The sequence below is a fragment of the Mesorhizobium sp. RCAM 05104 genome (genome assembly GCF_059683645.1).
Genome location: NZ_CM185033.1, coordinates 773,505 through 793,833 on the forward strand (window position 1 = coordinate 773,505; position 20,329 = coordinate 793,833).

The 20,329-nt window shown below is 62.1% G+C and carries 22 protein-coding genes; 7 read left to right on the forward strand and 15 right to left on the reverse strand.

What is annotated here, in order from left to right; genetic code table 11:
• Positions 1 to 2 precede the first annotated feature (2 nt).
• Entirely contained in the window at positions 3 to 440 is a 438-nt protein-coding gene (locus AC56QP_RS04165) for a DUF6691 family protein (protein WP_489860824.1), read from the forward strand.
• A 67-nt stretch (positions 441 to 507) separates the two neighbouring features.
• On the forward strand, positions 508 to 846 hold the full coding sequence (locus tag AC56QP_RS04170; protein WP_489860823.1) for a protein tyrosine phosphatase family protein: 339 nt from the start codon (positions 508 to 510) through the stop codon (positions 844 to 846).
• 10 nt (positions 847 to 856) lie between these two features.
• Here AC56QP_RS04170 and AC56QP_RS04175 read toward each other — a convergent pair whose 3' ends face one another.
• Complete coding sequence (locus tag AC56QP_RS04175) at positions 857 to 1,324, reverse strand: Lrp/AsnC family transcriptional regulator (protein WP_013896076.1); 468 nt, start codon at positions 1,322 to 1,324, stop codon at positions 857 to 859.
• A gap of 139 nt (positions 1,325 to 1,463) precedes the next feature.
• On the opposite strand from AC56QP_RS04175, the gene hppD reads away from it, so the two are divergent.
• A complete protein-coding gene (hppD, locus tag AC56QP_RS04180) occupies positions 1,464 to 2,573 on the forward strand; it encodes a 4-hydroxyphenylpyruvate dioxygenase (protein WP_489860822.1) in 1,110 nt (369 codons plus the stop codon).
• A 55-nt stretch (positions 2,574 to 2,628) separates the two neighbouring features.
• Here hppD and AC56QP_RS04185 read toward each other — a convergent pair whose 3' ends face one another.
• The 5 genes from AC56QP_RS04185 to hmgA all read right to left on the reverse strand — a co-directional run bounded on the left by AC56QP_RS04185 (position 2,629) and on the right by hmgA (position 6,769).
• Positions 2,629 to 3,171 carry a DinB family protein gene (locus AC56QP_RS04185; RefSeq protein WP_489860821.1) on the reverse strand — a complete coding sequence of 181 codons (543 nt, stop codon included), beginning with the start codon at positions 3,169 to 3,171 and terminating at the stop codon, positions 2,629 to 2,631.
• A 4-nt stretch (positions 3,172 to 3,175) separates the two neighbouring features.
• Positions 3,176 to 3,469 (reverse strand): hypothetical protein, encoded by a 294-nt coding sequence (locus AC56QP_RS04190; RefSeq protein WP_489860820.1) that lies wholly within the window; start codon positions 3,467 to 3,469, stop codon positions 3,176 to 3,178.
• A gap of 15 nt (positions 3,470 to 3,484) precedes the next feature.
• Positions 3,485 to 4,498: a fumarylacetoacetate hydrolase family protein gene (locus AC56QP_RS04195; protein WP_497100770.1), complete on the reverse strand. Its 1,014-nt coding sequence runs from the start codon at positions 4,496 to 4,498 to the stop codon at positions 3,485 to 3,487.
• Positions 4,499 to 4,589: 91 nt separating this feature from the next.
• On the reverse strand, positions 4,590 to 5,444 hold the full coding sequence (locus AC56QP_RS04200) for an MBL fold metallo-hydrolase (RefSeq protein ID WP_489863687.1): 855 nt from the start codon (positions 5,442 to 5,444) through the stop codon (positions 4,590 to 4,592).
• An 11-nt stretch (positions 5,445 to 5,455) separates the two neighbouring features.
• A complete protein-coding gene (gene hmgA, locus AC56QP_RS04205; protein ID WP_489860818.1) occupies positions 5,456 to 6,769 on the reverse strand; it encodes a homogentisate 1,2-dioxygenase in 1,314 nt (437 codons plus the stop codon).
• A 121-nt stretch (positions 6,770 to 6,890) separates the two neighbouring features.
• On the opposite strand from hmgA, the gene AC56QP_RS04210 reads away from it, so the two are divergent.
• The gene (locus tag AC56QP_RS04210; protein WP_091577614.1) at positions 6,891 to 7,328 is read left to right on the forward strand and encodes a MarR family winged helix-turn-helix transcriptional regulator; all 438 of its coding nucleotides are present in this window, start codon (positions 6,891 to 6,893) and stop codon (positions 7,326 to 7,328) included.
• 82 nt (positions 7,329 to 7,410) lie between these two features.
• Here AC56QP_RS04210 and tdh read toward each other — a convergent pair whose 3' ends face one another.
• Together tdh and AC56QP_RS04220 are read right to left on the reverse strand one after the other, a co-directional pair.
• The gene (gene tdh / locus AC56QP_RS04215) at positions 7,411 to 8,445 is read right to left on the reverse strand and encodes an L-threonine 3-dehydrogenase (protein ID WP_489860817.1); all 1,035 of its coding nucleotides are present in this window, start codon (positions 8,443 to 8,445) and stop codon (positions 7,411 to 7,413) included.
• Between the two features lie 52 nt (positions 8,446 to 8,497).
• Positions 8,498 to 9,685, reverse strand: a complete 1,188-nt coding sequence (locus tag AC56QP_RS04220; protein WP_091577468.1) for a glycine C-acetyltransferase — start codon at positions 9,683 to 9,685, stop codon at positions 8,498 to 8,500.
• Between the two features lie 310 nt (positions 9,686 to 9,995).
• Between AC56QP_RS04220 and AC56QP_RS04225 the strand changes: the two genes are divergently transcribed.
• The gene (locus AC56QP_RS04225) at positions 9,996 to 12,092 is read left to right on the forward strand and encodes a putative bifunctional diguanylate cyclase/phosphodiesterase (RefSeq protein ID WP_497109022.1); all 2,097 of its coding nucleotides are present in this window, start codon (positions 9,996 to 9,998) and stop codon (positions 12,090 to 12,092) included.
• A 47-nt stretch (positions 12,093 to 12,139) separates the two neighbouring features.
• Here AC56QP_RS04225 and AC56QP_RS04230 read toward each other — a convergent pair whose 3' ends face one another.
• A complete protein-coding gene (locus AC56QP_RS04230) occupies positions 12,140 to 12,568 on the reverse strand; it encodes a MarR family winged helix-turn-helix transcriptional regulator (RefSeq protein ID WP_489860814.1) in 429 nt (142 codons plus the stop codon).
• Positions 12,569 to 12,682: 114 nt separating this feature from the next.
• Between AC56QP_RS04230 and AC56QP_RS04235 the strand changes: the two genes are divergently transcribed.
• Positions 12,683 to 13,090 (forward strand): hypothetical protein, encoded by a 408-nt coding sequence (locus AC56QP_RS04235; protein ID WP_489860813.1) that lies wholly within the window; start codon positions 12,683 to 12,685, stop codon positions 13,088 to 13,090.
• Positions 13,091 to 13,231: 141 nt separating this feature from the next.
• On the opposite strand, the gene AC56QP_RS04240 is transcribed toward AC56QP_RS04235, so the two are convergent.
• Positions 13,232 to 15,277, reverse strand: coding sequence for an oxidoreductase (locus tag AC56QP_RS04240; protein WP_489860812.1), 2,046 nt, complete (start codon positions 15,275 to 15,277; stop codon positions 13,232 to 13,234).
• A gap of 140 nt (positions 15,278 to 15,417) precedes the next feature.
• Between AC56QP_RS04240 and queF the strand changes: the two genes are divergently transcribed.
• Complete coding sequence (gene queF, locus AC56QP_RS04245; protein ID WP_489860811.1) at positions 15,418 to 15,879, forward strand: preQ(1) synthase; 462 nt, start codon at positions 15,418 to 15,420, stop codon at positions 15,877 to 15,879.
• Positions 15,880 to 15,908: 29 nt separating this feature from the next.
• Here the strand turns inward: queF and AC56QP_RS04250 are convergent, their stop codons facing one another.
• The 5 genes from AC56QP_RS04250 to AC56QP_RS04270 form a co-directional block, all read right to left on the reverse strand.
• Positions 15,909 to 17,093: a mandelate racemase/muconate lactonizing enzyme family protein gene (locus AC56QP_RS04250; RefSeq protein WP_489860810.1), complete on the reverse strand. Its 1,185-nt coding sequence runs from the start codon at positions 17,091 to 17,093 to the stop codon at positions 15,909 to 15,911.
• An 8-nt stretch (positions 17,094 to 17,101) separates the two neighbouring features.
• Positions 17,102 to 17,710: a hypothetical protein gene (locus AC56QP_RS04255; RefSeq protein ID WP_489860809.1), complete on the reverse strand. Its 609-nt coding sequence runs from the start codon at positions 17,708 to 17,710 to the stop codon at positions 17,102 to 17,104.
• A gap of 4 nt (positions 17,711 to 17,714) precedes the next feature.
• Entirely contained in the window at positions 17,715 to 18,194 is a 480-nt protein-coding gene (locus tag AC56QP_RS04260) for a DUF3828 domain-containing protein (protein WP_489860808.1), read from the reverse strand.
• A 179-nt stretch (positions 18,195 to 18,373) separates the two neighbouring features.
• Positions 18,374 to 19,483, reverse strand: coding sequence for a mandelate racemase/muconate lactonizing enzyme family protein (locus AC56QP_RS04265; RefSeq protein WP_489860807.1), 1,110 nt, complete (start codon positions 19,481 to 19,483; stop codon positions 18,374 to 18,376).
• Positions 19,484 to 19,582: 99 nt separating this feature from the next.
• Positions 19,583 to 20,275: a corrinoid protein gene (locus AC56QP_RS04270; protein WP_489860806.1), complete on the reverse strand. Its 693-nt coding sequence runs from the start codon at positions 20,273 to 20,275 to the stop codon at positions 19,583 to 19,585.
• Between the last annotated feature and the right edge of the window lie 54 nt (positions 20,276 to 20,329).

Sequence of the window (20,329 nt, forward strand, 5' to 3'; positions counted from 1 at the left end):
CCATGAGCAAGCTCGTCTCGGCCTTCCTGATTGGCGGCGTCTTCGGCCTCGGCATTACCGTTTCCGGAATGATCAACCCAGCCAAGGTGCTGAACTTCTTCGATATTGCCGGCACCTGGGATCCAAGCCTGATCTTCGTCATGGGCGGCGGCCTCGCCATCGCCTTCGCCGGTTACCACCTGGTGTTCCGCCGCCGCAGGGCGCCCGTGTTCGAAGCCGCCTTCGCGCTGCCAACGAAGCGCGCCATCGACGCGGAGCTTGTCGGCGGTGCCGCCGTCTTCGGCATCGGCTGGGGCATTGCCGGCTTCTGCCCCGGCGGTGCCATCCCTGCGCTTGGCCTCGGCTATTCCGCGACACCGATCTTCGTCGTGGCGGTGATCGCCGGCATTATCGTTGCGCGTTTTGCCCGGGCGCGCCTTGCCCAGCCGGCTGCGACATAGGATTCAGTTGCCGGCCACGTCAGGGAGTGGCAAGACTCCCGCCAAATCAGATCGCGAGGACATCGTCATGGAATATCGTGAGATCAGCGAGGACTATTCGGTCTCGGGCCAGATCCAGCCCGAAGACGTCGCCGCCATCAAGGAAGCCGGTTTCAAGAGCGTCATCTGCAACCGGCCGGATGACGAGCAACCGGGCCAACCTTCGGCCGATACCGTCAAGCGGGCGGTGGAAGCCGCCGGTCTCGCCTTCCGCTATATCCCCGTGATCAGCGGACAGATCACGGCCGAGAATGTTGAGGATCAGGCCGAGGCGCTCGATGAACTTGACGGCCCGGTCTTCGCTTACTGCCGTTCCGGCGCACGCTGCACCAACCTCTATGGGCTGATCCAGCAGTCGAAGGGGTGACGGCCTAGGGTCAGATCGGCAAGGCGCCGGTTTCCTTCAGCGTTTCGAGCACGATCGCGGTCTTCACATGCTGCACGGATTCATGTGGCAGCAGCACGCCGTTGACGAATTCCGACAGCGACTTCAGGTCGGGGGTCACGACTTTCAGGATGTAATCCATCTCGCCGGTCAGCGCGTGCGCCTCCTGCACCTCCGGCAGCCGCGCTACCAATTCGCCGAAGCGCCGTGCGTTGTCGCGGTTGTGGGTAGCCAATGTCACCGAGATGACGTTGACCAGCGAGAAGCCGAGCTTGTCGCGGTCGAGCACAGCGCGATAGCCCTTTATATAGCCGTCTTCCTCCAGCCGCTGGCGGCGGCGCGAGCATTGCGACGCCGACAGGTTCACCCGCTCCGATAGATCGTTGTTGGTCAATCGCGCGTCGCCCTGCAAGAGCGCCATTATCTTGCGGTCAAACTGATCAATGCGCGCCTCATCCATGGTTTTTCCTCACATCATGCATGCTTCACGCATGAGATGATCATTTCAAGCGTTTGAATGCAAGCACCATGCAGCCCGTCCACGTTATCATTGGGGTCAAATGGCCGTTTCAGGCCAAGCCAGCTTCCGGAGGAATATCATGGGTCCTTTCCCGCACGACGCCCCGCCCGCCAAGATCAGCAAGGACAACCCGGCCGGCACCGATGGCTTCGAATTCGTCGAATTCGCGCATCCGGAGCCGGAGAAGCTGGCCGAGCTGTTCACCCGCATGGGCTATGTGGCGGTGGCGAAGCACCGCACGAAGAACATCACCGTCTGGCGCCAGGGCGACATCAACTATGTCGTCAATGCCGAGCCCGGCTCACATGCGATGAAGTTTGCCGACAAGCACGGACCATGTGCTGCCTCGATGGCTTGGCGGGTGGTCGATGCCAAGCATGCTTTCGATCACGCCGTTGCCAAGGGTGCCACGCCCTACGAAAGCAGCGACAAGGCTCTCGATGTGCCGGCTATTGTCGGCATCGGCGGCTCGCTGCTCTATTTCATCGAGACTTATGGCAAGAAGGGCTCGGCCTATGACGCCGAGTTCGAATGGCTGGGTGCGCGCGACCCGTGGCCGCAAGGCGTCGGCTTCTACTACCTCGATCATCTCACCCACAATGTCTATCGCGGCCAGATGGACAAATGGTGGGATTTCTACCGCAATTTGTTCGGCTTCAAGCAGATCCATTTTTTCGACATCGACGGCAAGATCACCGGGCTGGTCAGCCGCGCCATCACCTCGCCCTGCGGCAAGATCCGCATTCCGCTCAACGAATCCAAGGACGAGAACAGCCAGATCGCCGAGTATCTGAAGAAGTACAATGGCGAAGGCATCCAGCACATAGCCGTTGGCACCGACGAGATCTACGAGGCCACCGACAAGCTAGCCGCCAACGGGCTGAAGTTCATGCCCGGCCCGCCGGAAACCTATTACGACATGTCCTATGCCAGGGTGAACGGCCATGACGAGCCGATAGAGCGGATGAAGAAGCACGGCATCCTGATCGACGGCGAAGGCGTGGTCGACGGCGGCATGACCAAGATCCTGCTGCAGATTTTTTCCAAGACCGTGATCGGCCCGATCTTCTTCGAGTTCATCCAGCGCAAGGGCGACGAAGGCTTTGGCGAGGGCAATTTCCGCGCGCTGTTCGAATCGATCGAGCAGGACCAGATCAAGCGCGGCGTGATCAAGGTCCAGGCGGCGTAACAGATTTCAGGTCGAGCGGATTGCGCATGCCCCCCGGTTGGGATCATGCGTGAAATCAGATTTCGAACCCCAGCCGCTCGACCTCTTTCTCTCTGAGCTTCACATCGTAGTCGAGCAGGAACTCGTCGAGCTGCGGCGGCTTGACCGACGTGCCGGACAGCATCGCGTGCACCTGGCCGCGGTGATGGATGTCGTGCAGGAAGACATGCGCGAGGATGTCGCCGATGCGCTCGGGGATCATGCCGTCCTCGCGCCGGTCGGTGACGACGCGGCGGTCGAGATCGTCGGATGATAGGGCGTCGCAGAAGGCGATCAGCCGCCGGTCGGCCGCGACCTGCGCGGCAAACAGCGCATGGGGCTCGTCGAAAGGCACGAAATCATCATGGGCCGCGGCACCGACCCCGCCCTCCTCGAGAAAATCGAGATAGAGATGATCGACCGCAAGGATGTGGTTGAGCGTTGCCTTGATCGACGGGAAAAAGCTGGTGCGTTCGGCATCGAACTCACCAGGCTTGAGCGCGAGTACGGCACGATAGAGCCGGTCGTTCGACCAGAGATTGTTGCCGGCCATGCGGCGCAGATGCTCAAGCAAAGTCATCACGTCATCCTGTAGAGCGAACCAGATAAAGACCTGCCCACATCACCGCAAATCCGGCGAGAACGATTAATAGCAGCCCATTCATGCGCCGCCGCATGGCTTGCGTTTGTTCGTCCCGCGAGACTTTCATGTTTGTGATGGTGTGAAACAACATCGCCTTGCGGGGAAAGCCGCCGCGGTTGGTCAGGTCCGGCGAGCGTGACTCGATGCGATAGCTCAGTCGGATCGCCAGGATGAAGACGAGCAGTATGGCGATCGCCCAGACGCCGCACAGAAGATAGAATGCCTCGCCCTTCATTCCACTACTCCGCCCCTATCCCTCGTATTTCTCGACCTTCTGCTCGATGGCGCCGAAGATAGAGTGCCCGGCCTTGTCCTTCATCTCGATGCGGACCGTGTCACCGAAGCGCAGGAACGGCGTTTTCGGTTCGCCGCTCTCTATCCTCTCGATCATGCGCAGTTCGGCAATACAGGAATAGCCGGCGCCGCCCGCCGACACCGGCTTGCCCGGCCCGCCGTCGAGCTTGTTGGACACGGTGCCAGAGCCGATGATGGTGCCGGCGGTCAATGGTCTTGTCCTGGCGGCATGAACGATCAATGCCGGAAAATCGAAGGTCATATCGATACCGGCATTGGCCCGGCCGAAGGGCTTGCCGTTGAGATCGGCGAGCAGCGGCAGGCTCACCTTGCCGCCATCCCAGGCGTCACCCAGTTCGTCCGGCGTCACCGCGACCGGAGAGAAGGCCGAGGACGGCTTTGATTGAAAGAAGCCGAATCCCTTGGCCAGCTCCGGCCCGGTGAGCGCGCGCAGCGTCACGTCATTGACCAGCATGACCAGCCGGATCGCGGCGCGCGCTTCATCGAGGCTTGCGCCCATCGGCACGTCGTCGACAATAACGGCGACTTCCGCCTCCATGTCGATGCCGAAGGCTTCGTCGGCCATGCGGATCGGGTCGCGCGGCGGAACGAAACCGTCGGAACCGCCCTGGTAGATCAGCGGATCGGTCCAGAAACTTGCCGGCACCTCGGCGCCGCGTGCCTTCCGCACCAGTTCGACATGGTTCACATAGGCCGAGCCATCGGCCCATTGATAGGCGCGCGGCAGCGGCGAATGCGCGTCATGTTCGTGAAAGCGGGCTGACGGCACCGCATTGGTTTCCAGCGATTCCGCCAGTGTCGCGAGGTGCGGCGCGATGCGGCGCCAGTCGTCGAGCGCCGCCTGCAGCGTGCGTGCCAAGAACGAGGCATCGGTGTACTGCGTCAGGTCGCGCGAGACGACGACGAGTTTTCCGTCGCGCGTCCCGTCCTTCAAGGTGGCAAGCTTCATGCGGTTTCCTCTCCTGATACGGCTTTGGTGCCGTTTTGGATTTTTGTCCTACCCATGATCTTTTCCGAGAACCGGTTCCCGCCTTTAGGGATCATGCGAGTTCCACAACAAGGCCGTCGCGGGCGATCGTCAAGTCGCCAGCCCATGTTTTCCTGACAGCGGCAATCCAGTCGGCCTCGCCGATCTCGGCATCGTCGGCCGGGATGAGGTGGTTGAGCACCAGTCTCCTCACGCCAGCTTCACTGGCGATGCGCCCGGCCTCCTCGGCAAAGCTGTGGCTGGCGAGCAGATGTTCTTTCAGCCGCGCGCCATTGCCGGTTCTGGCCACCAGCCGCTCGATGCCTTCCTCCAGCATGGCTTCATGGACCAGAATGTCAGCACCTTCAGCAAAATCGGCGAGTGGTGGAAAGAAGGCTGTGTCGGCGGAAAACACCACGCTTTTCCCGCCATGCTCAAAGCGCAGCGCAAAACAGTCGGTCACCGGCGGATGGTCGACGCGCAGCGCCGAAACCTTCAGGCCGCGCTGCTCGACCACCTGTCCATCGCCGAATTCGACGATCGAAATCAGCTCGCGGATATCCGGCCGGCCCTCATCGACAATGCGGATCTCGATGTCGAATTCCATCGCCTGACAAAAGCGCTGCCAGTAGTGGCCCGCGCCGGGCGGGCCGAACACGCTGACTGGCGTGGCCAGACCCGCCGTCCAGGCGGTGTGAAGCAAAGGTCCCAGTTCCAGCACATGATCGGAATGCAGGTGGGTGATGAAGATCAGGTCGAGCGCCTTCAGGCTGATGCCGGTGTCGACGAGGCCGCGCGTCACGCCAAGCCCGCAGTCGACGACGAGGCCGCGGCCGCCGATCCGCAGCAGTGAGGAGCTCGGCCATGGTCCGCCCGGCCGCAGCGCCGGACCACCCTTCGAGCCCAACAGCACCAGCCGATCCGGCATTGGCTCACCGCTCAAGACCAGTCGCCCTCGGGCGTACCGTTGAAGCGCTTCTTCAGGTCTGCCCAGCAGTCGATGTAGTTGTCCTGCCGGGTTTCGAGTTCGGCGCCGTAGCGGGTCAGCATCTGTGGGAATCGGGTCTCGAACATGAAGGCCATGGTGTTGTCGAGCTTGACTGGTTTCAGGTCCGCGCGCGAGGCCTTTTCAAAGCCAGGCGCATCCGGCCCATGGGCCAACATCAGATTGTGCAGGCTGATGCCGCCGGGAACGAAGCCTTCTTCCTTGGCATCGTACTGGCCATGGATCAGGCCCATGAACTCGCTCATGATGTTGCGGTGATACCAGGGCGGCCGGAACGTATCTTCGGCCACCAGCCAACGCGGCGGGAAGATGACGAAGTCGATATTGGCGGTACCCTCCTCGCCGCTCGGCGCGGTCAGCACCGTGAAGATCGACGGATCGGGATGATCGAACAACAACGCACCGACCGGCGAAAAGGTCGCCAGATCATATTTGTAGGGTGCGTAGTTGCCGTGCCAGGCAACGACATCAAGGGGCGAGTGGCCGATCTCGGTGACATGGAAATTTCCGCACCATTTCACCGTCAGCCGGCACGGCGTTTCCTTCTCCTCGAACCAGGCGCAAGGCGTCCTGAAATCGCGTGGATTGGCCAGGCAATTGGCGCCGATCGGGCCTCGGTCGGGCAGCGTCAGCTTGGCGCCGTAATTCTCGCAGACATAGCCGCGGACTTCCTTGTCGACCAACTCGACCTTGAAGACGAGACCGCGCGGCAGCACGGCGATCTCGCCGGGCCTAAGTTCAATGACACCCATCTCGGTGACGAAGCGCAAGGCACCGACCTGCGGCACGACCAGCAGTTCGCCGTCGGCGTTGAAGAAATGGTCGTCGACCATCGAGCGGTTGGCGACATAGACATGTGCGGCCATGCCGGTCTGCCCCAACACGTCGCCAGCGGTGGTGATGCTGCGCATGCCGGCGATGAAATCGGTCGGCTCCTTCGGCATTGGCACCGGATTCCAGCGATACTGGCCGAGCGCCAGCTCATGATCGCCGACATTGGGCGCACTCTTCCAAATCGGATAGCTCGCGGCCTTGAAGCGGCCGGTGTGCTTGACGCTCGGCCGGATCCGATAGAGCCAGGAGCGTTCATTGGTGCCGCGCGGCGCGGTGAAGGGCGAACCAGAGAGCTGTTCGGCGTAGAGGCCGTAGGCCGGCCGCTGCGGCGAGTTCCGCCCCTGCGGCAGCGAACCGGACAGCGTCTCGGTTTCGAAGTCGTTGCCGAAGCCCGGCATGTAGGAAAAGGTCATCCGATCCTCCCTTGCGCATCCAGGAAGACGCGGCGCGTCCTGATGGATTGACCAAACTGGTTTCATTTGTAACCATTGAAAATGTAACTATCAATCTTGCGATGTGCCGGAATTCGAACCGATGGACGTCCTCGAACTCGAGAGTTTCCTGCCCTACCGGCTCTATCGTCTTGCCGACGCGGTTAGCCGCGAATTCTCGAAGGTCTACAAGGACCGCCATGGCCTGACCCGGCCCGAATGGCGTACCCTTTCCGGATTGGGACAGCGCGGCACAATGACCGCGACAGCACTCGGCGAGCAGTCGGCCATGCACAAGACCAAGGTGTCACGCGCCGTCGCCGAACTCGAACGGCGGCGCTGGCTCACCCGAACCACTGACGAAAACGATCGCCGCGTCGAACATCTGACACTGACCAAGGCTGGGCTTGCCGCCTATCGCGAAATGGTGCCGCTGGCGAAGGCCTTCGAGCGGGAACTGCTGGCGAAGCTGAGCGCCAGCGAGCGCGCAGCGATCAGCGATGGATTGGCTGCGCTGGAGGGCGCACTGGGCAAAGGTTAAGCCGGCAACAGAAATGGCATGTTGGCGCGACGGATCGCTGCCGAGGAGTTCTCCCCGGCCCTGCATTCTTCAACCAATTGCCTCACCAATCCATCACCACCTTGCCGGAACTGCCGCTGCGCATCGCGTCGAAGCCGGTCTGGAAATCGTCGATGCCGATACGGTGGGTGATCAGGCCGGTCACGTCGAGCGGCCCCTGCACCAGCGCGATCATCTTGTACCAGGTCTCGAACATCTCGCGGCCGTAGATGCCCTTGAGGTGAAGCATCTTGAAGATGACCTTGTTCCAGTCGATCTCGAAGCCGGTCGGGGCAATGCCGAGGATGGCGATCTTACCGCCATTGTTCATGGTGTCGATCATGTCGCGGAAGGCGGGTGCGGCGCCCGACATTTCGAGACCGACATCAAACCCCTCGGTCATGCCGAGCGCCGGCATCACATCACGCAGCCTTTCCTTGGAGGCATCAACGACATGCTGGACGCCGAGCTTTTTCGCCAGCGCCAGCCGCACAGGATTGATGTCGGTAATGACCACCTTTCGCGCCCCGACGCATTGCGCCACCAGCGCGCCCATGATGCCGATCGGCCCGGCGCCGGTAACCAGCACGTCCTCGCCGACCAGATCGAAGGACAATGCGGTGTGGACGGCATTGCCCAGGGGATCGAAGATCGCGGCGATCTCGTCCGGCACGTCGTCGGGGATCGGCACCACATTGTGCTGCGGGATCGCCAGATACTCGCCGAAGGCGCCCGGCCGATTGACACCGACGCCAAGCGTGTTGCGGCACAGATGTCCCCTGCCCGCGCGGCAGTTGCGGCAGTGGCCGCAGACGATATGACCTTCGCCCGACACACGCTGGCCGACCTTGTACTCAGTGACCGCGGCGCCGAAATCGGCGACCGTGCCGACGAATTCATGGCCGGTGACCATCGGTACCGGCACCGTCTTCTGCGCCCACTGGTCCCAATTGTAGATGTGGACGTCAGTGCCGCAGATGGCGGTCTTCCTGATCTTGATCAGCACATCATTGGGGCCGATCTCCGGCACCGGCACCTGTTCCATCCAGATGCCCGGTTCGGCCTTGGCCTTCACCAGCGCCTTCATCATGTTCGACATTTCATTGTCCCTTGAATCTCTTGATCCGGAATCGCTTTTCGATTTCGGGCTTTCAGGAAATCACCCCGAGTTCACGCCCGACGGCGGCAAACGCTTCCACCGCGCGGTCGATGTCGGCAGTGGAATGCGCGGCCGACATCTGGGTGCGGATGCGTGCCTGCCCCTTCGGCACCACCGGGAAGGAAAAGCCGATGACATAGATGCCGCGCTTCAGCATGCGAGCCGCCATCTCCTGCGCCAGGCTCGCATCGCCCAGCATGACCGGGATGATCGGATGGTCGGCGCCGGCCAGCGTGAAGCCGAGCTTGCCCATCTGCGACCTGAACCGCGCTGCGTTGGCATAGAGGCGCTCGCGCAAGGCGTCACCATTGCGGACCAGTTCGAACACCTTGATCGAGGCGCCGGCGATCGCCGGCATCAGCGTGTTGGAGAAGAGATAAGGCCGCGAGCGCTGGCGCAGCCAGTCAACCACTTGGCTCTTGCCCGAGGTGTAACCACCGGATGCGCCGCCGAGCGCCTTGCCGAGCGTGCCGGTGATGATGTCCACCCTGCCCTCGACGCCGCAATGCTCGGCCGAGCCACGGCCGTTCTTGCCAACGAAGCCGACCGCGTGGCTGTCGTCGACCATCACCATGGCGTCGTACTTGTCGGCGAGATCGCAGACCCCCTTCAGATTGGCGATGATGCCGTCCATCGAAAACACGCCATCGGTGGCGATCAGCCGGAAGCGGCAATCCCTGGCCTCCTTCAATCGGGCCTCGAGATCGGCCATGTCGTTGTTGGCGTAACGGAAGCGTTTGGCCTTCGACAGCCGCACGCCGTCGATGATCGAGGCGTGGTTCAGCGCGTCGGAAATGATCGCGTCGTCCTCCCCCAGCAACGTCTCGAACAGGCCGCCATTGGCGTCGAAGCAGGAGCCGTAGAGGATAGTGTCTTCCAGGCCGAGGAAGGATGAAATCGTCGCCTCGAGCTGTTTGTGCTCCTCCTGCGTGCCGCAGATGAAGCGCACCGACGCCATTCCATAGCCATAGCGGTCGAGCGCCTGCTTGGCGGCGTCGCGCAAGTCGGCGCTGTCGGCGAGGCCGAGATAATTGTTGGCGCAGAAGTTCAGCACTTTCTGCCCGCCGACCTCGATCTGTGCCGACTGGGTCGATGTGATCACCCGTTCGGATTTGTAGAGGCCAGCCGATTTCAGCCCCGCAAGCTCGCTGTCGATGTGGGAGAGAAATGCTGCGGTCATGATCGGGCCTCGTTTGATGTGGGCAGACTGTCGTCCCGCCCGCATGAAAAATCCATCGCAAAAACGACCGGATCGGTGGCTGTGCAGCACCAAACCCGAACGTCGGACGATCACGCACGCCTCACATCGACAATGTCGGCAGTCGATGACTGCTCAAATGCCATCGCGTCGCGAAAGGACCCGATAACCATTTCGCGATCTTTCGCTGTGTCGCGCCGGCCTGCCGGCTGTCCATTTCCGGACCTGTTAACATTTGCGGGCCAATGGTCCCCGCAGCAGGAATCCGTTGGCGAGAGGGCCGCCCCCGAAAATGTCGCAGCAGCCAGTGCATAGCGTTTCGCGCAAGCTCATACTGCTGATCAAGAGCGGCTACTGGCTGGCGCTGCTGATCATTGCCGCCATGGTGATGGCCTCCTTCATCCTGCTGCAGCAGATGATGGCCGCCCAGCAACGCAATGAGACGTTGCAAAATATCGTCAGCACGCAAAAGGCGCTGTCGCAGCGCATCGTCTTCCTTGCCGGCGCAACGGGCGCCGCATCGCCAGACAAGCAGCCGGCGCTGGTTGCCGCGCTCAAGCAAGCTACCGCCGAATTCGAGACGAATTACGATCTCCTGCTCGACCAGACGGGCGCCGATCCGATGTCGCAGGCACGGTTCGATCCCAAGTCGATCGAAAATGTGCTTTTCGCCAAGCCGTTCCACCTCGATTACTTCTCAGTCGGGCTGATCGCCAATGGCAAACGCTTGATCTCATCGTTCGAATCGAAGCTGGCGAACAGCGGCGAGGGCTACAAGGGCGGCGCCGAGCGCGTCAATCTCGACGCCTCCGTCGCCAATGCTACCCTGTCGGGCTATGCGGCACTTGGCCAACGCATCAGCGCCTATGCCGATGCGCGCTCGGAACAGCTGCTCGATCTCCACCGCACCCTGTTCTTCGCCACCATCGGCGTCATCGTGCTGGTTGCGCTGTTCATCTTCCGGCCGATGTCCAAGGCCATCCTGCGCAAGACGCATGAGCTTGTCGACGCGCGCAACTCGATGGCCTTCATTGCCGTGCATGACGGGCTGACCGGACTGCACAACCGCACCTTCCTCACGGATCATTTCGACACGCTGATCAAGGGCGCGCATCGCCGGCGCGAGCGGCTGGCGGTGATCCAGCTCGACCTCGACCGCTTCAAGCAGATCAACGACACGCTCGGCCACGCCGCCGGCGACTATGTGCTGGTCGTCACGGCACAGCGCATGCGCGATTCCTGCCGGGCGTCGGACCTCTGCGCGCGCCTTGGAGGCGACGAATTCGTGATGATCCTGAACGGCGCCGGCGGCACCGAGGACATCAACATGCTGGCCAGGCGCATCCTGGAGCAGATCAACGAGCCGATCACCTTCCAGGGCACGACCATCCTGCCTGGGGCCAGCGCCGGCATTGCCGTCTATCCGATCGACGCCGACAATGCACAGGATCTGCTGGTTCATGCCGATCTGGCGCTCTATTCCGCCAAGAAGACGGGTGGCGGCAACTTCTCGTTCTTCTCCGAGGAGCTGCGCCGCGAACTGGACTATCGCAAGCAGCTCGAGCACGACATCAAGGTCGCCATCTCGGAGCGGGCATTCCAGGTCTATTTCCAGCCGCAGGTTTCGCTGACAGATGGAACAATCAGCGGCATCGAGGCGCTGGTGCGCTGGAACCATGCCGAGCGCGGCATGATCCCACCGGGCGAGTTCATTCCGGTCGCTGAGAAATGCGGCTTCATGCCAGAGATAGGCCGCATCGTCATCAGCAAGGCGATCAACGAAGCTGCCGAATGGAACCGCGCCGGCATCGCCTTCGGGCGGCTTGCCGTCAATGTTTCGGGCACCGAGTTGCGCGAGCACGATTTCGATGCATTTCTGTTCGAAACGTTGGAAAAGGCCGGACTTCCGCCACAGAAACTGTCGCTGGAGATCGTCGAATCCGTCATTCTCGATGACGAGAAGACAGGCATCGCGGCAAAGCTGCGCCACATCAGGGCCGCCGGCGTCCATCTGGAACTCGATGATTTCGGCACCGGCTATGCCTCGCTCAGCCACGTCAATCCGAACGAGATCGACCGGCTGAAGATCGATCGTCGCTTCGTCCAGAACATCCATGAGAATGGCGACAACTCGAAGATCGTGCGCGCCATCACCGAGCTTGCTCGCGGCCTCGGCATCTCGATCGTTGCCGAGGGCGCCGAAACCGAGGCCGAACTCGATCTCGCTGATGGCGATCGGCTGCGACCAGGTGCAGGGCTATTCCATCGCCTTCCCGATGCCGCAGGACAAGGCGCTGGAATGGCTGACTGCCCGCATGCCGAAGAAGGCCAAGCTGACAGTGCTGCAAGGAAGCCTGGCATAGGCAACTGCCTGAAGCGTCGCGCTTGAACGGATTCGTGCAGCGCGCTCCGTGCCTGTGGTTGTCCTAATTCGGCCTATCCTTCGACATTGGCCCGCAACGCCGCCAGCACCTGTGCAAACTCCGCCAGCCTGTCGTCGGACAATCCCGTACGCAATCGCCTATCGAAGACAAGCGCGGCCTTGCGCAATGTCTCGAACAGCGCTTCTCCGGATTCAGTCAATTCGACCAGATGGACCCTTCGATTGACAGGATCGCGGCGGCGCGTCAGCAGGCCCTGCGCCTCCATAGCGTTGAGATGGTGGGTCAGCGTCGCCCCCTGGATGCCGATCATGCCGGCAAGCTCGCGCTGATTGGCAAGCGTGCTCGACTTCACCGACAGCAGCGTGAGCCAGACCGGCAACGTACCGCCAGCCTCGACCAGGGCAGCGTCAAAAGCCTGGGCAACCAGCTTGGCGGTGCGGCCGAGATTCATGCCGACTGGCGGGCGGTCAAAGGGCGTCATTGCCAGACACTAGACGGTGTTCCCGGCGGATGGAACTGGCTCCGGTTTATACATTGACATCTAACCATTTGATATCTATCTATCTCACGTGGCGGGCGAAAGAGGAATCCGGTCATGCAATATGTCTACATCGTTGTTATCGCTCTTCATGTCATGGCAGGCGTATTCTGGGCCGGCACCACGATCACGCTGGCGCGCGATCCCGATATCCGGGCCGAGCGCTTCATCCAGCCACAGATGGGCGCGGCCGGCATGGTTTTCCTGACCGGAGCGTTGCTCTGGTATTTCTTCCACGGCGGCTATTTCGGTTCGACGGAAATGGTGCTGACGCTTGGCATCCTGGCCGCCTTCGCCGCCGCTGGCGTCCTCGGCGCGATGGTCAGAGCGCCCAGCAGACGACTTGCCGGCGCGAATGCGGAAACCGAAACGCAACTGCGCGCCAGAATGGCAATTGGCGAACGCATTGCCGCATGGCTGCTGGTCGTCACGGTGCTGTGCATGGCCATCGCCAGGATGTTCTGAAGAGCACCACGCGAAACAAGCTCACAGAATCGTACGTCGTGCGGCAACGAGCCAATGACGTGCGGGCGCGCGGTCAGGCCAACGTACATGGGCTCTCGTACGCAAGTTCGACCGCGCGCCACCAATTCTCGCGACGAGGGATCAGATTCGCAAGCCGAACCTGATGCCGTCATAGATGGCGGCGTGGATGTTGCGCGAGGCGACCGCGTCGCCGATCCTGAACAGCGTGAAGCCGCCTTGCGGGTTGCGCGCCGGAAAGATGTCGCCGCCGCTCACCAGACGCTCGTAGTCGACCGCCCCGCCATTCTTCGACAGCGGCTTAAGCGCGAGATAGAGCTCGTCGAGCGGCGCCGTGCCGTGCTCGACCACCACCTGGTCGACCCGCCGCTCGCCGCGCCAGCCGTCGGCGAAATCCGAAGCCAGTTCGGCGATCAGCTGATTGCCCTCGCGCCGCACCGAGCGCAGCCGCGTGTTGATGGTTATGGTGACGCCCTTTTCCTGGAAGGCGCGCATGTAGGGCACGTGGTTCATGCCGCCCATTTCGGGAGCGAAGAAGCGCTCCGGCGAAACGAGTTCGAGCTTCGAGCCGGCATTGGCGATCAATTCGGCCGCGCCCATGCCCTGATGGCCGCCATTGTCGTCATAAAGCAGCACGTTTTCGGCTGGTTTCACGCTGCCGGCCATGATGTCCCAGCTCGAGGTCACAAGGTTGTCGCCAGCCGTCAATGGCGGGTTCTGCGGCAGGCCACCGGTGGCGACCACCACCACGTCTGGCGCCAGCGCCAGAACATCGTCCTTCTCCACCCAGGTATCATAGCGGATCTCGACGCCGAGCCGGTCGAGTTCGGCCAGCCGCCAGTCGATGATACCGATCAATTCCTTGCGGCGCGGGTTCTGCGTCGCCAACCGCACCTGCCCGCCCGCCTGTGACGATGCTTCCAGGATCGTGACGTAATGGCCTCTCTCGGCTGCGACACGCGCCGCCTCCAGCCCGCCGGCGCCGGCACCAACGACGATGACCTTTCTTCTCGGCCCCTCGGTCTTGACGATGATGTGCGGAATATCGGCCTCGCGGCCAGTCGCCGCATTGTGGATGCACAGCGCTTCGCCGCCCTCATAGATGCGGTCGAGACAATAGGTAGCGCCGACACAAGGGCGGATCTCGTGCTCGCGGCCTTCCATGACTTTGCGGATGATGTGCGGATCGGCGATGTGGGCGCGGGTCATGCCGACCATGTCGAGTTTGCCGGTGGCGATGGCATGGCGCGCGGTGGCGACATCGGAAATCCGTGCCGCATGGAAGGTCGGGAACTTTGTCGCCGCTCTCACCTCGCCGGCGAAATCGAGATGTGGCGAAGAGCGCATGCCGGCCACCGGGATGACCTTGGTCAGCGCCGCGTCGCTCTCGATCGAGCCGCGGATGATGTTGAGGAAATCGACCTTGCCGGAGTTGGCGAGCCGCCTGGCGATCTCGACGCCCTCTTCCTTCGACAGGCCCTTTTCGAAATCCTCGTCGGCGACCATGCGGATGCCAACGACGAATTTGCCGCCGACCGCCGCCCGCACGGCATCGAGCACCATGTTGGTGAAACGCAGGCGGTTGTCGAGCGAGCCGCCGAACTCATCATCGCGATGGTTGGTGGCCGGCGACCAGAAGCCGTCGATCAGATGGCCGTAGGCCTCGAACTCGATGCCATCGAGGCCGGCCGCCTGGCAGCGCTGGGCAGCCGAAGCATAGTCGGCGACAATGCGCTCGATGTCCCAGTCCTCGATGGTCTTCGGGAAAGCGCGATGCGCCGGCTCGCGCACCGGCGAGGCCGACAGCACCGGCAGCCAGTCGGCCTTGTTCCAGCCGGTGCGGCGGCCGAGATGGGTGATCTGGATCATCACCTTGCAGTCATGTTCATGACAGGCCTCGACGAGCTCGGTTAGCCACGGCACGATCCCGTCGTCATAGACATGCAGATTGCCGAAGGCGGCCGGACTGTCGCGCGAGACGATCGCCGAGCCGGCGGTCATGGTCAGCGCCATGCCGCCCTTGGCCTTTTCGGCATGGTAGAGGCGGTAGCGCTCCTTCGGCATGCCGTCTTCCGAATAGGCCGGCTCGTGGCTGGTCGACATCACCCGGTTCTTCAGCGTCAGATGTTTGAGCTGGTAGGGCTGGAGAAGCGGATCGTTGGAGGTCATCGTCTTCCTACTGTTTCAAATTGTGCTGGAGCAGCATGCGCTGCTGCATTTCCTATTTAAGCATCGGATTTATCCGAAAACCGCTGCACACTTTTCGGTCCGATGCTAATGAGCCGCAAAACCAAACAAGGCCACCACCCATGACCATCACCAAAGACCTTACCCAGCTCGGCGCGCACGTCGAGACGCCACAGAGCCCCGATCAGGCGGTCCTGGAAACCGTTCCGTTTTCGCGCGGCGACGGTCCACCGGCCATCGTGCGCTTCACCTGCCCGGAATTCACTTCGCTCTGCCCGGTCACCGGCCAGCCGGATTTCGCCCATATCGTCATCGACTACGCGCCCGATGCGGCTCTGGTGGAATCGAAGTCGCTGAAGCTGTTCATGACCTCGTTTCGCAACCATGGCGCCTTCCACGAGGAGTGCACGGTGATGATCGGGCGCCGCATCGTGGCGGCCACCAAGCCGCTGTGGCTGCGCATCGGCGGCTACTGGTTTCCGCGCGGCGGTATTCCGATCGATGTGTTCTGGCAGACCGGCGCGCCGCCCGAAGGCGCCTGGCTGCCGGACACCGGCGTCGCGCCCTATCGCGGGCGCGGCTGAGCGGCGGTTTCTGCGAGCGATAGGCCGCATCAGTTGAGCGGCAGCCGGCGGTAGCGGCCAGGATTGTTCGGATCGCTGAAATGCCCCATCGGCCCGTGCTCGGCGAAGTGACCGGCCCAGCGTTTCATCGCCGCCGGATCGAGTTCGACGCCCAGTCCATGGCCTTCCGGCACGCGCACCGTATTGTCGGTCTGCCGGAACGGACCATCCTTGATGACGTCGCCGACCTGCCAGGCAAACAGCGATTGCGACGCTTCAGTGATCCAGGGCGTCGCCGCCACGACATGCAGGTAGGCCGAAGTCATGATGCCGAGATCGTTCGAATAACACCAGAACCCCTTGCCCATCGCCTCGCAGGCGGCGACGAATTTCAACGTTCTCGACAACCCGCCAAGCGCCGCGAAATTGCAGACGAAGTAGTCCGGGGCGCCGAGCGCCACGGCGCGCCTGAGATCCGGAATGTGCGTTGAGAACGGGATGCGCGAGTGCTGGCGCAGCGCCGCCATCTCCTCGAAGGTGGCGACCGGATCCTCATAGTTGCGAATGTTGAAAGGCTCGATCTCGCACAGCACCCAGCGCGCCGTGGTCAGCGACCATTGCATATTGGAATCGAGCTTGATCTGCGCCTTTTCGCCGAGCGCCTCGCGCAGCATGCGCACCGTCCTGATCTCCAGCTGGGGATCGCCCATGATCAGCTTGCCCTCGAAAATGGTCGAGCCGTGCTCCTCGCGCATCCTCAGGCAATAGTCGACGATCGCTTCGGGGGTCATCTCGCCGCCTGCCCCTTCCTGCTCGGGGCGAAAGGCGAAATATTCCGAAAACGGAATATCCTTGCGCACTGCGCCGCCAAGCAGCTTGTGCAGCGGCATGCCGAAGACCTTGCCCCTGATGTCCCACAGGGCCAGTTCCACGGAGCCGAAAGCGACGGAGGCAGCGTTTTCCCCTGTGTTGGCGGTAATCTGCCAAGGCGGCACGCAGCGTGCCTCGCAGTCGGCTATGTCGAGCGGATCGGCGCCGATCAGCGCAGGCGCGATCTCGGCCTTTATCACCTCGCCGAAATGCCACCACGGCGCCTCGCCCAGCCCGACCACGCCTTGATCGGTCTCAACCTCGATGATCGATTTCGAGGCGCCGCCATAGAGACCAGCCGTCCACCAGAACGGCGCATCGAGGGGCACATTGACATGAGTGACGCGAATATTGGTGATTTTCATTTCGCCGCCTATTCGCACTGATATTGGCTGAGCGCCCATTCGCCGGTCACCGACAGCAGGTCCGATATCTTCCATTCGCCGTCGATCTTCTTGAATTTCCACTCAAGGCGGTGCGGGTTGCCGGCGACGACGAAGGCGACGATGACCTTGGCCTGGTCGCCATTGATCGCCTCGAGCGTCTTCAGACTCTTGTCGATCTCGGCCTTGTCGTAGTCCGCATTGTCCAGCGCCATGTTGGGGTCGAGACACTCGCCCTGCCCGGATTTGCGCAAGGCATCGCTCTTGTCGAGGACGGTTTTCGCCGGATCGACGAAATGACTGCGCTGCGCCGGATCGATCTCAAGGCCGACCTGATCGTAAAAGGGCCGCACGACCGCCGTCGGCGATCCCGGCTGGATCGGCGCGGGCGGCCCGCTGGGCGGCCATGCAACCGGCGGCGTTGCCGGTTCCACCGCACCGCCGGGTGCATTTGCGGGCGGTGCCCCGCTATCGCCCGGCGCGGTGTCGGCGGGCGCGTTTGCAGGCGGCGCGCCGAACAGCCCCTGGGCGGCGGCGCCGCTCAAACCCACAGCCAGCAGGCACATGACCGACAGTGCCAGGAGCGGGCGACGGCCCATCGCATCACTCCGGTGTCTGGCTGGCCATGCATTCCAGCGCGCTGAGCTTCCAGTCGCTGGTCTTCGAGGCGATGTCCGATATCTTCCACTTGCCGTCGATCTTCTTGAGCGACCAGACCATCTCACGTTTGGAGTCATCGCCTTCCGAGAAAAGGCTGAAGGACGCTGTAACCTCGGCGTTGTCACCATCTCGCTTCTCGGACAATTTCAGGGTTTTCGATACAGATTTCTGATCGAAATCCTGTGCGTCGAGACCCGGATCGAAATCGATGCAGGCGACCTCGTCCGGGTGCTTTTTCGTTGCCTGGTCGTTCAGCTCGAACAGTTTCGTCACCGGCTCGGTGAACCGATCCCGGTATTGTTCGTCGGCCTCGAACTTGACGGCCGGCACATAGAAGAATTTCACGGCGTCGGACGCCGGGCCGGCGAAGGCGGCCGCCGGCAAGGCTGTCGAAAGGACGGCAACGAGCACTGTCAGTCTCATGCAGAATCTCCGGCTTTTGATGGCTTGAGGCTATCAATACCACGCATCCTGCATATCGGCTTTTTTGCGGCTCATGAAGTCCCGGGGCGCCAGCCTTTGGTGCCCCGCCAGATGTTCTGGAGGTTCGCAATTGCCGACGATACTGGCCAGATGCAATCGCCGCGAACGTCACAGGATCCTCAACCTCCGAAAATCGCGACCGGCGCTTTGAGTCGAGAGCGCTCAGGTTTGACACCAAGCCCTGGCATCTGGGGGACGCGTATATGCCCGTTTTCGATGACGATGGGATTTACGGGATCGGTATGACCTTCGATGTATTCCTGCGCGATCCAGGCGCCCTCAAAGCGTCTCGGCTCGACGGTAGCGGCCAAGTGGACGCACGCCGCGGCGATGACGTCCCCACCCCAGGCATCGTCGCAGCTGTGCGGAAGAGATCGTATCGCACACAGGTCGCGGACCGTGACCATCTTGGTAAGGCCGCCAAGGCGTGTCACCTTCAATCCGAATCCGTCCGCGACACCTGAAGACACTGCCCGCAGGACGGCATTCAAATCCTCGGTGTTCTCGTCGAGGTAGACCGGGTGGGTAACGCGTCCCTTGAGGCTCGCGACTTCCTCCATGGTGTTGCAAGGCTGTTCGAATACGAACGGGATTGCCTGGCAAAGCCGGTCGATGTGCAGCGCCGCCGCGGCGGTGAGGCCACGATTGGCGTCGACGGCTATCCGGGCCTTGAAGCCAACCGCTTCCCATACCTTGTGCACGGTGGCGACGTCTTGTTCGAGATCCCGTCCGCCTATCTTGATCTGGAGTCGTGGGTATCCGGCCTTGACCTTGTCGACGGCAACACGCGCGGTCTCGTCCGGTGCACCGACAATAGTCGAGTAGTAAGAGGGCACACGATCGGTGAGCGCACCGCCCAGAAGTGTTGAAACGGGAACGCCCAGCCGCTGGCCGGCGAGATCGAGGAGAGCTATGTCCAAGGCCGCCTTGGCGTAGTTGTGACCATTCAACCGCTCGTCGATTCTTTGCGCGAGGCGGCGCATGGACGTAGTGTCCTCACCAACGAGCCCAGGCGCTATTTCAGCAATTGCCGCTCTCGCTCCCAGGGCATGTTGGGGCTGATAAACAGGGCCGACCGGGCAAGTCTCACCCCAGCCTGACAGCCCGTCCTCGGTGGTCACTTCAACGAGCGTGCTGTCCAGATCCTGCACTGTATCGCTAGCCATCCGGTAGGCCCCGCCTTTGACAGGCAGAAGCATTTGATAGATTTTGATCGACTCGATACGCATACGGACCTCAGCCCCCTTCGAGCCAAGCGATTCTGGCCATCTTGCCGTCCCCGTGCATTAGGGCATTCTCGGTCGCGAACCTGGATCGAACTGCTGTGCTCAAGCCCGCAAATTGTGCTTGCGCTTCATGAAGTCCTTGGCGGTCTCGACCGCCACCGCGGCGTCGCGGCAATAGGCGTCGGCGCCGACGGCCTTGCCGAATTCCTCGTTCAGCGGCGCGCCGCCGACCAGCACGACATAGTCGTCGCGGATGCCCTTTTCCTTCATCGTGTCGATGACGACCTTCATGTAGGGCATGGTCGTGGTCAGCAGCGCCGACATGCCGATGATGTCGGGCTGATGCTGCTCGATCGCATCGAGATATTTTTCGACCGCATTGTTGATGCCGAGGTCGATGACGTCGAAGCCGGCGCCTTCCATCATCATGCCGACGAGGTTCTTGCCGATGTTGTGGATGTCGCCCTTGACGGTGCCGATCACCATCTTGCCCTGCTTGGGCGCGCCGGTGGCCGCCAGCAGCGGGCGCAGGATGAACATGCCGGCCTTCATCGCATTGGCCGAAAGCAGCACTTCCGGCACGAACAGGATGCCGTCGCGAAAATCCTCGCCGACGATGCGCATGCCTTCGACCAGCGCCTCGGTCAGCACCTTGTAGGGCACCCAGCCGCGCTCGAGCAGGATCTGCGTGCCTTCCTCGATCTCTTCCTTCAGCCCGTCATAAAGATCGTCGTGCATCTGCTGCACCAACTCGTCGTCGGAAAGTTCGGAAAGGATGATCTCGTCGTCGGACATTTTGCCTGCGCCAATTGCCTGTCAGTGATTTACGGGCCGCCGGCACCTTTTGTA

What these genes read in the sequence shown, in the direction of transcription:
- AC56QP_RS04225 (WP_497109022.1), top strand. Translation starts at nt 9,996, where the DNA reads ATGTCGCAGCAGCCAGTGCATAGCGTTTCGCGCAAGCTCATACTGCTG.
- AC56QP_RS04210 (WP_091577614.1), top strand. Translation starts at nt 6,891, where the DNA reads ATGGACGTCCTCGAACTCGAGAGTTTCCTGCCCTACCGGCTCTATCGT.
- AC56QP_RS04255 (WP_489860809.1), bottom strand. Translation starts at nt 17,710, where the DNA reads ATGGGCCGTCGCCCGCTCCTGGCACTGTCGGTCATGTGCCTGCTGGCT.
- AC56QP_RS04185 (WP_489860821.1), bottom strand. Translation starts at nt 3,171, where the DNA reads ATGACTTTGCTTGAGCATCTGCGCCGCATGGCCGGCAACAATCTCTGG.
- hmgA (WP_489860818.1), bottom strand. Translation starts at nt 6,769, where the DNA reads ATGACCTTTTCCTACATGCCGGGCTTCGGCAACGACTTCGAAACCGAG.
- AC56QP_RS04195 (WP_497100770.1), bottom strand. Translation starts at nt 4,498, where the DNA reads ATGAAGCTTGCCACCTTGAAGGACGGGACGCGCGACGGAAAACTCGTC.
- AC56QP_RS04235 (WP_489860813.1), top strand. Translation starts at nt 12,683, where the DNA reads ATGCAATATGTCTACATCGTTGTTATCGCTCTTCATGTCATGGCAGGC.
- AC56QP_RS04200 (WP_489863687.1), bottom strand. Translation starts at nt 5,444, where the DNA reads ATGCCGGATCGGCTGGTGCTGTTGGGCTCGAAGGGTGGTCCGGCGCTG.
- tdh (WP_489860817.1), bottom strand. Translation starts at nt 8,445, where the DNA reads ATGTCGAACATGATGAAGGCGCTGGTGAAGGCCAAGGCCGAACCGGGC.
- AC56QP_RS04260 (WP_489860808.1), bottom strand. Translation starts at nt 18,194, where the DNA reads ATGAGACTGACAGTGCTCGTTGCCGTCCTTTCGACAGCCTTGCCGGCG.
- AC56QP_RS04270 (WP_489860806.1), bottom strand. Translation starts at nt 20,275, where the DNA reads ATGTCCGACGACGAGATCATCCTTTCCGAACTTTCCGACGACGAGTTG.
- AC56QP_RS04220 (WP_091577468.1), bottom strand. Translation starts at nt 9,685, where the DNA reads ATGACCGCAGCATTTCTCTCCCACATCGACAGCGAGCTTGCGGGGCTG.
- AC56QP_RS04265 (WP_489860807.1), bottom strand. Translation starts at nt 19,483, where the DNA reads ATGCGTATCGAGTCGATCAAAATCTATCAAATGCTTCTGCCTGTCAAA.
- AC56QP_RS04170 (WP_489860823.1), top strand. Translation starts at nt 508, where the DNA reads ATGGAATATCGTGAGATCAGCGAGGACTATTCGGTCTCGGGCCAGATC.
- queF (WP_489860811.1), top strand. Translation starts at nt 15,418, where the DNA reads ATGACCATCACCAAAGACCTTACCCAGCTCGGCGCGCACGTCGAGACG.
- hppD (WP_489860822.1), top strand. Translation starts at nt 1,464, where the DNA reads ATGGGTCCTTTCCCGCACGACGCCCCGCCCGCCAAGATCAGCAAGGAC.
- AC56QP_RS04250 (WP_489860810.1), bottom strand. Translation starts at nt 17,093, where the DNA reads ATGAAAATCACCAATATTCGCGTCACTCATGTCAATGTGCCCCTCGAT.
- AC56QP_RS04230 (WP_489860814.1), bottom strand. Translation starts at nt 12,568, where the DNA reads ATGACGCCCTTTGACCGCCCGCCAGTCGGCATGAATCTCGGCCGCACC.
- AC56QP_RS04175 (WP_013896076.1), bottom strand. Translation starts at nt 1,324, where the DNA reads ATGGATGAGGCGCGCATTGATCAGTTTGACCGCAAGATAATGGCGCTC.
- AC56QP_RS04240 (WP_489860812.1), bottom strand. Translation starts at nt 15,277, where the DNA reads ATGACCTCCAACGATCCGCTTCTCCAGCCCTACCAGCTCAAACATCTG.
- AC56QP_RS04190 (WP_489860820.1), bottom strand. Translation starts at nt 3,469, where the DNA reads ATGAAGGGCGAGGCATTCTATCTTCTGTGCGGCGTCTGGGCGATCGCC.
- AC56QP_RS04165 (WP_489860824.1), top strand. Translation starts at nt 3, where the DNA reads ATGAGCAAGCTCGTCTCGGCCTTCCTGATTGGCGGCGTCTTCGGCCTC.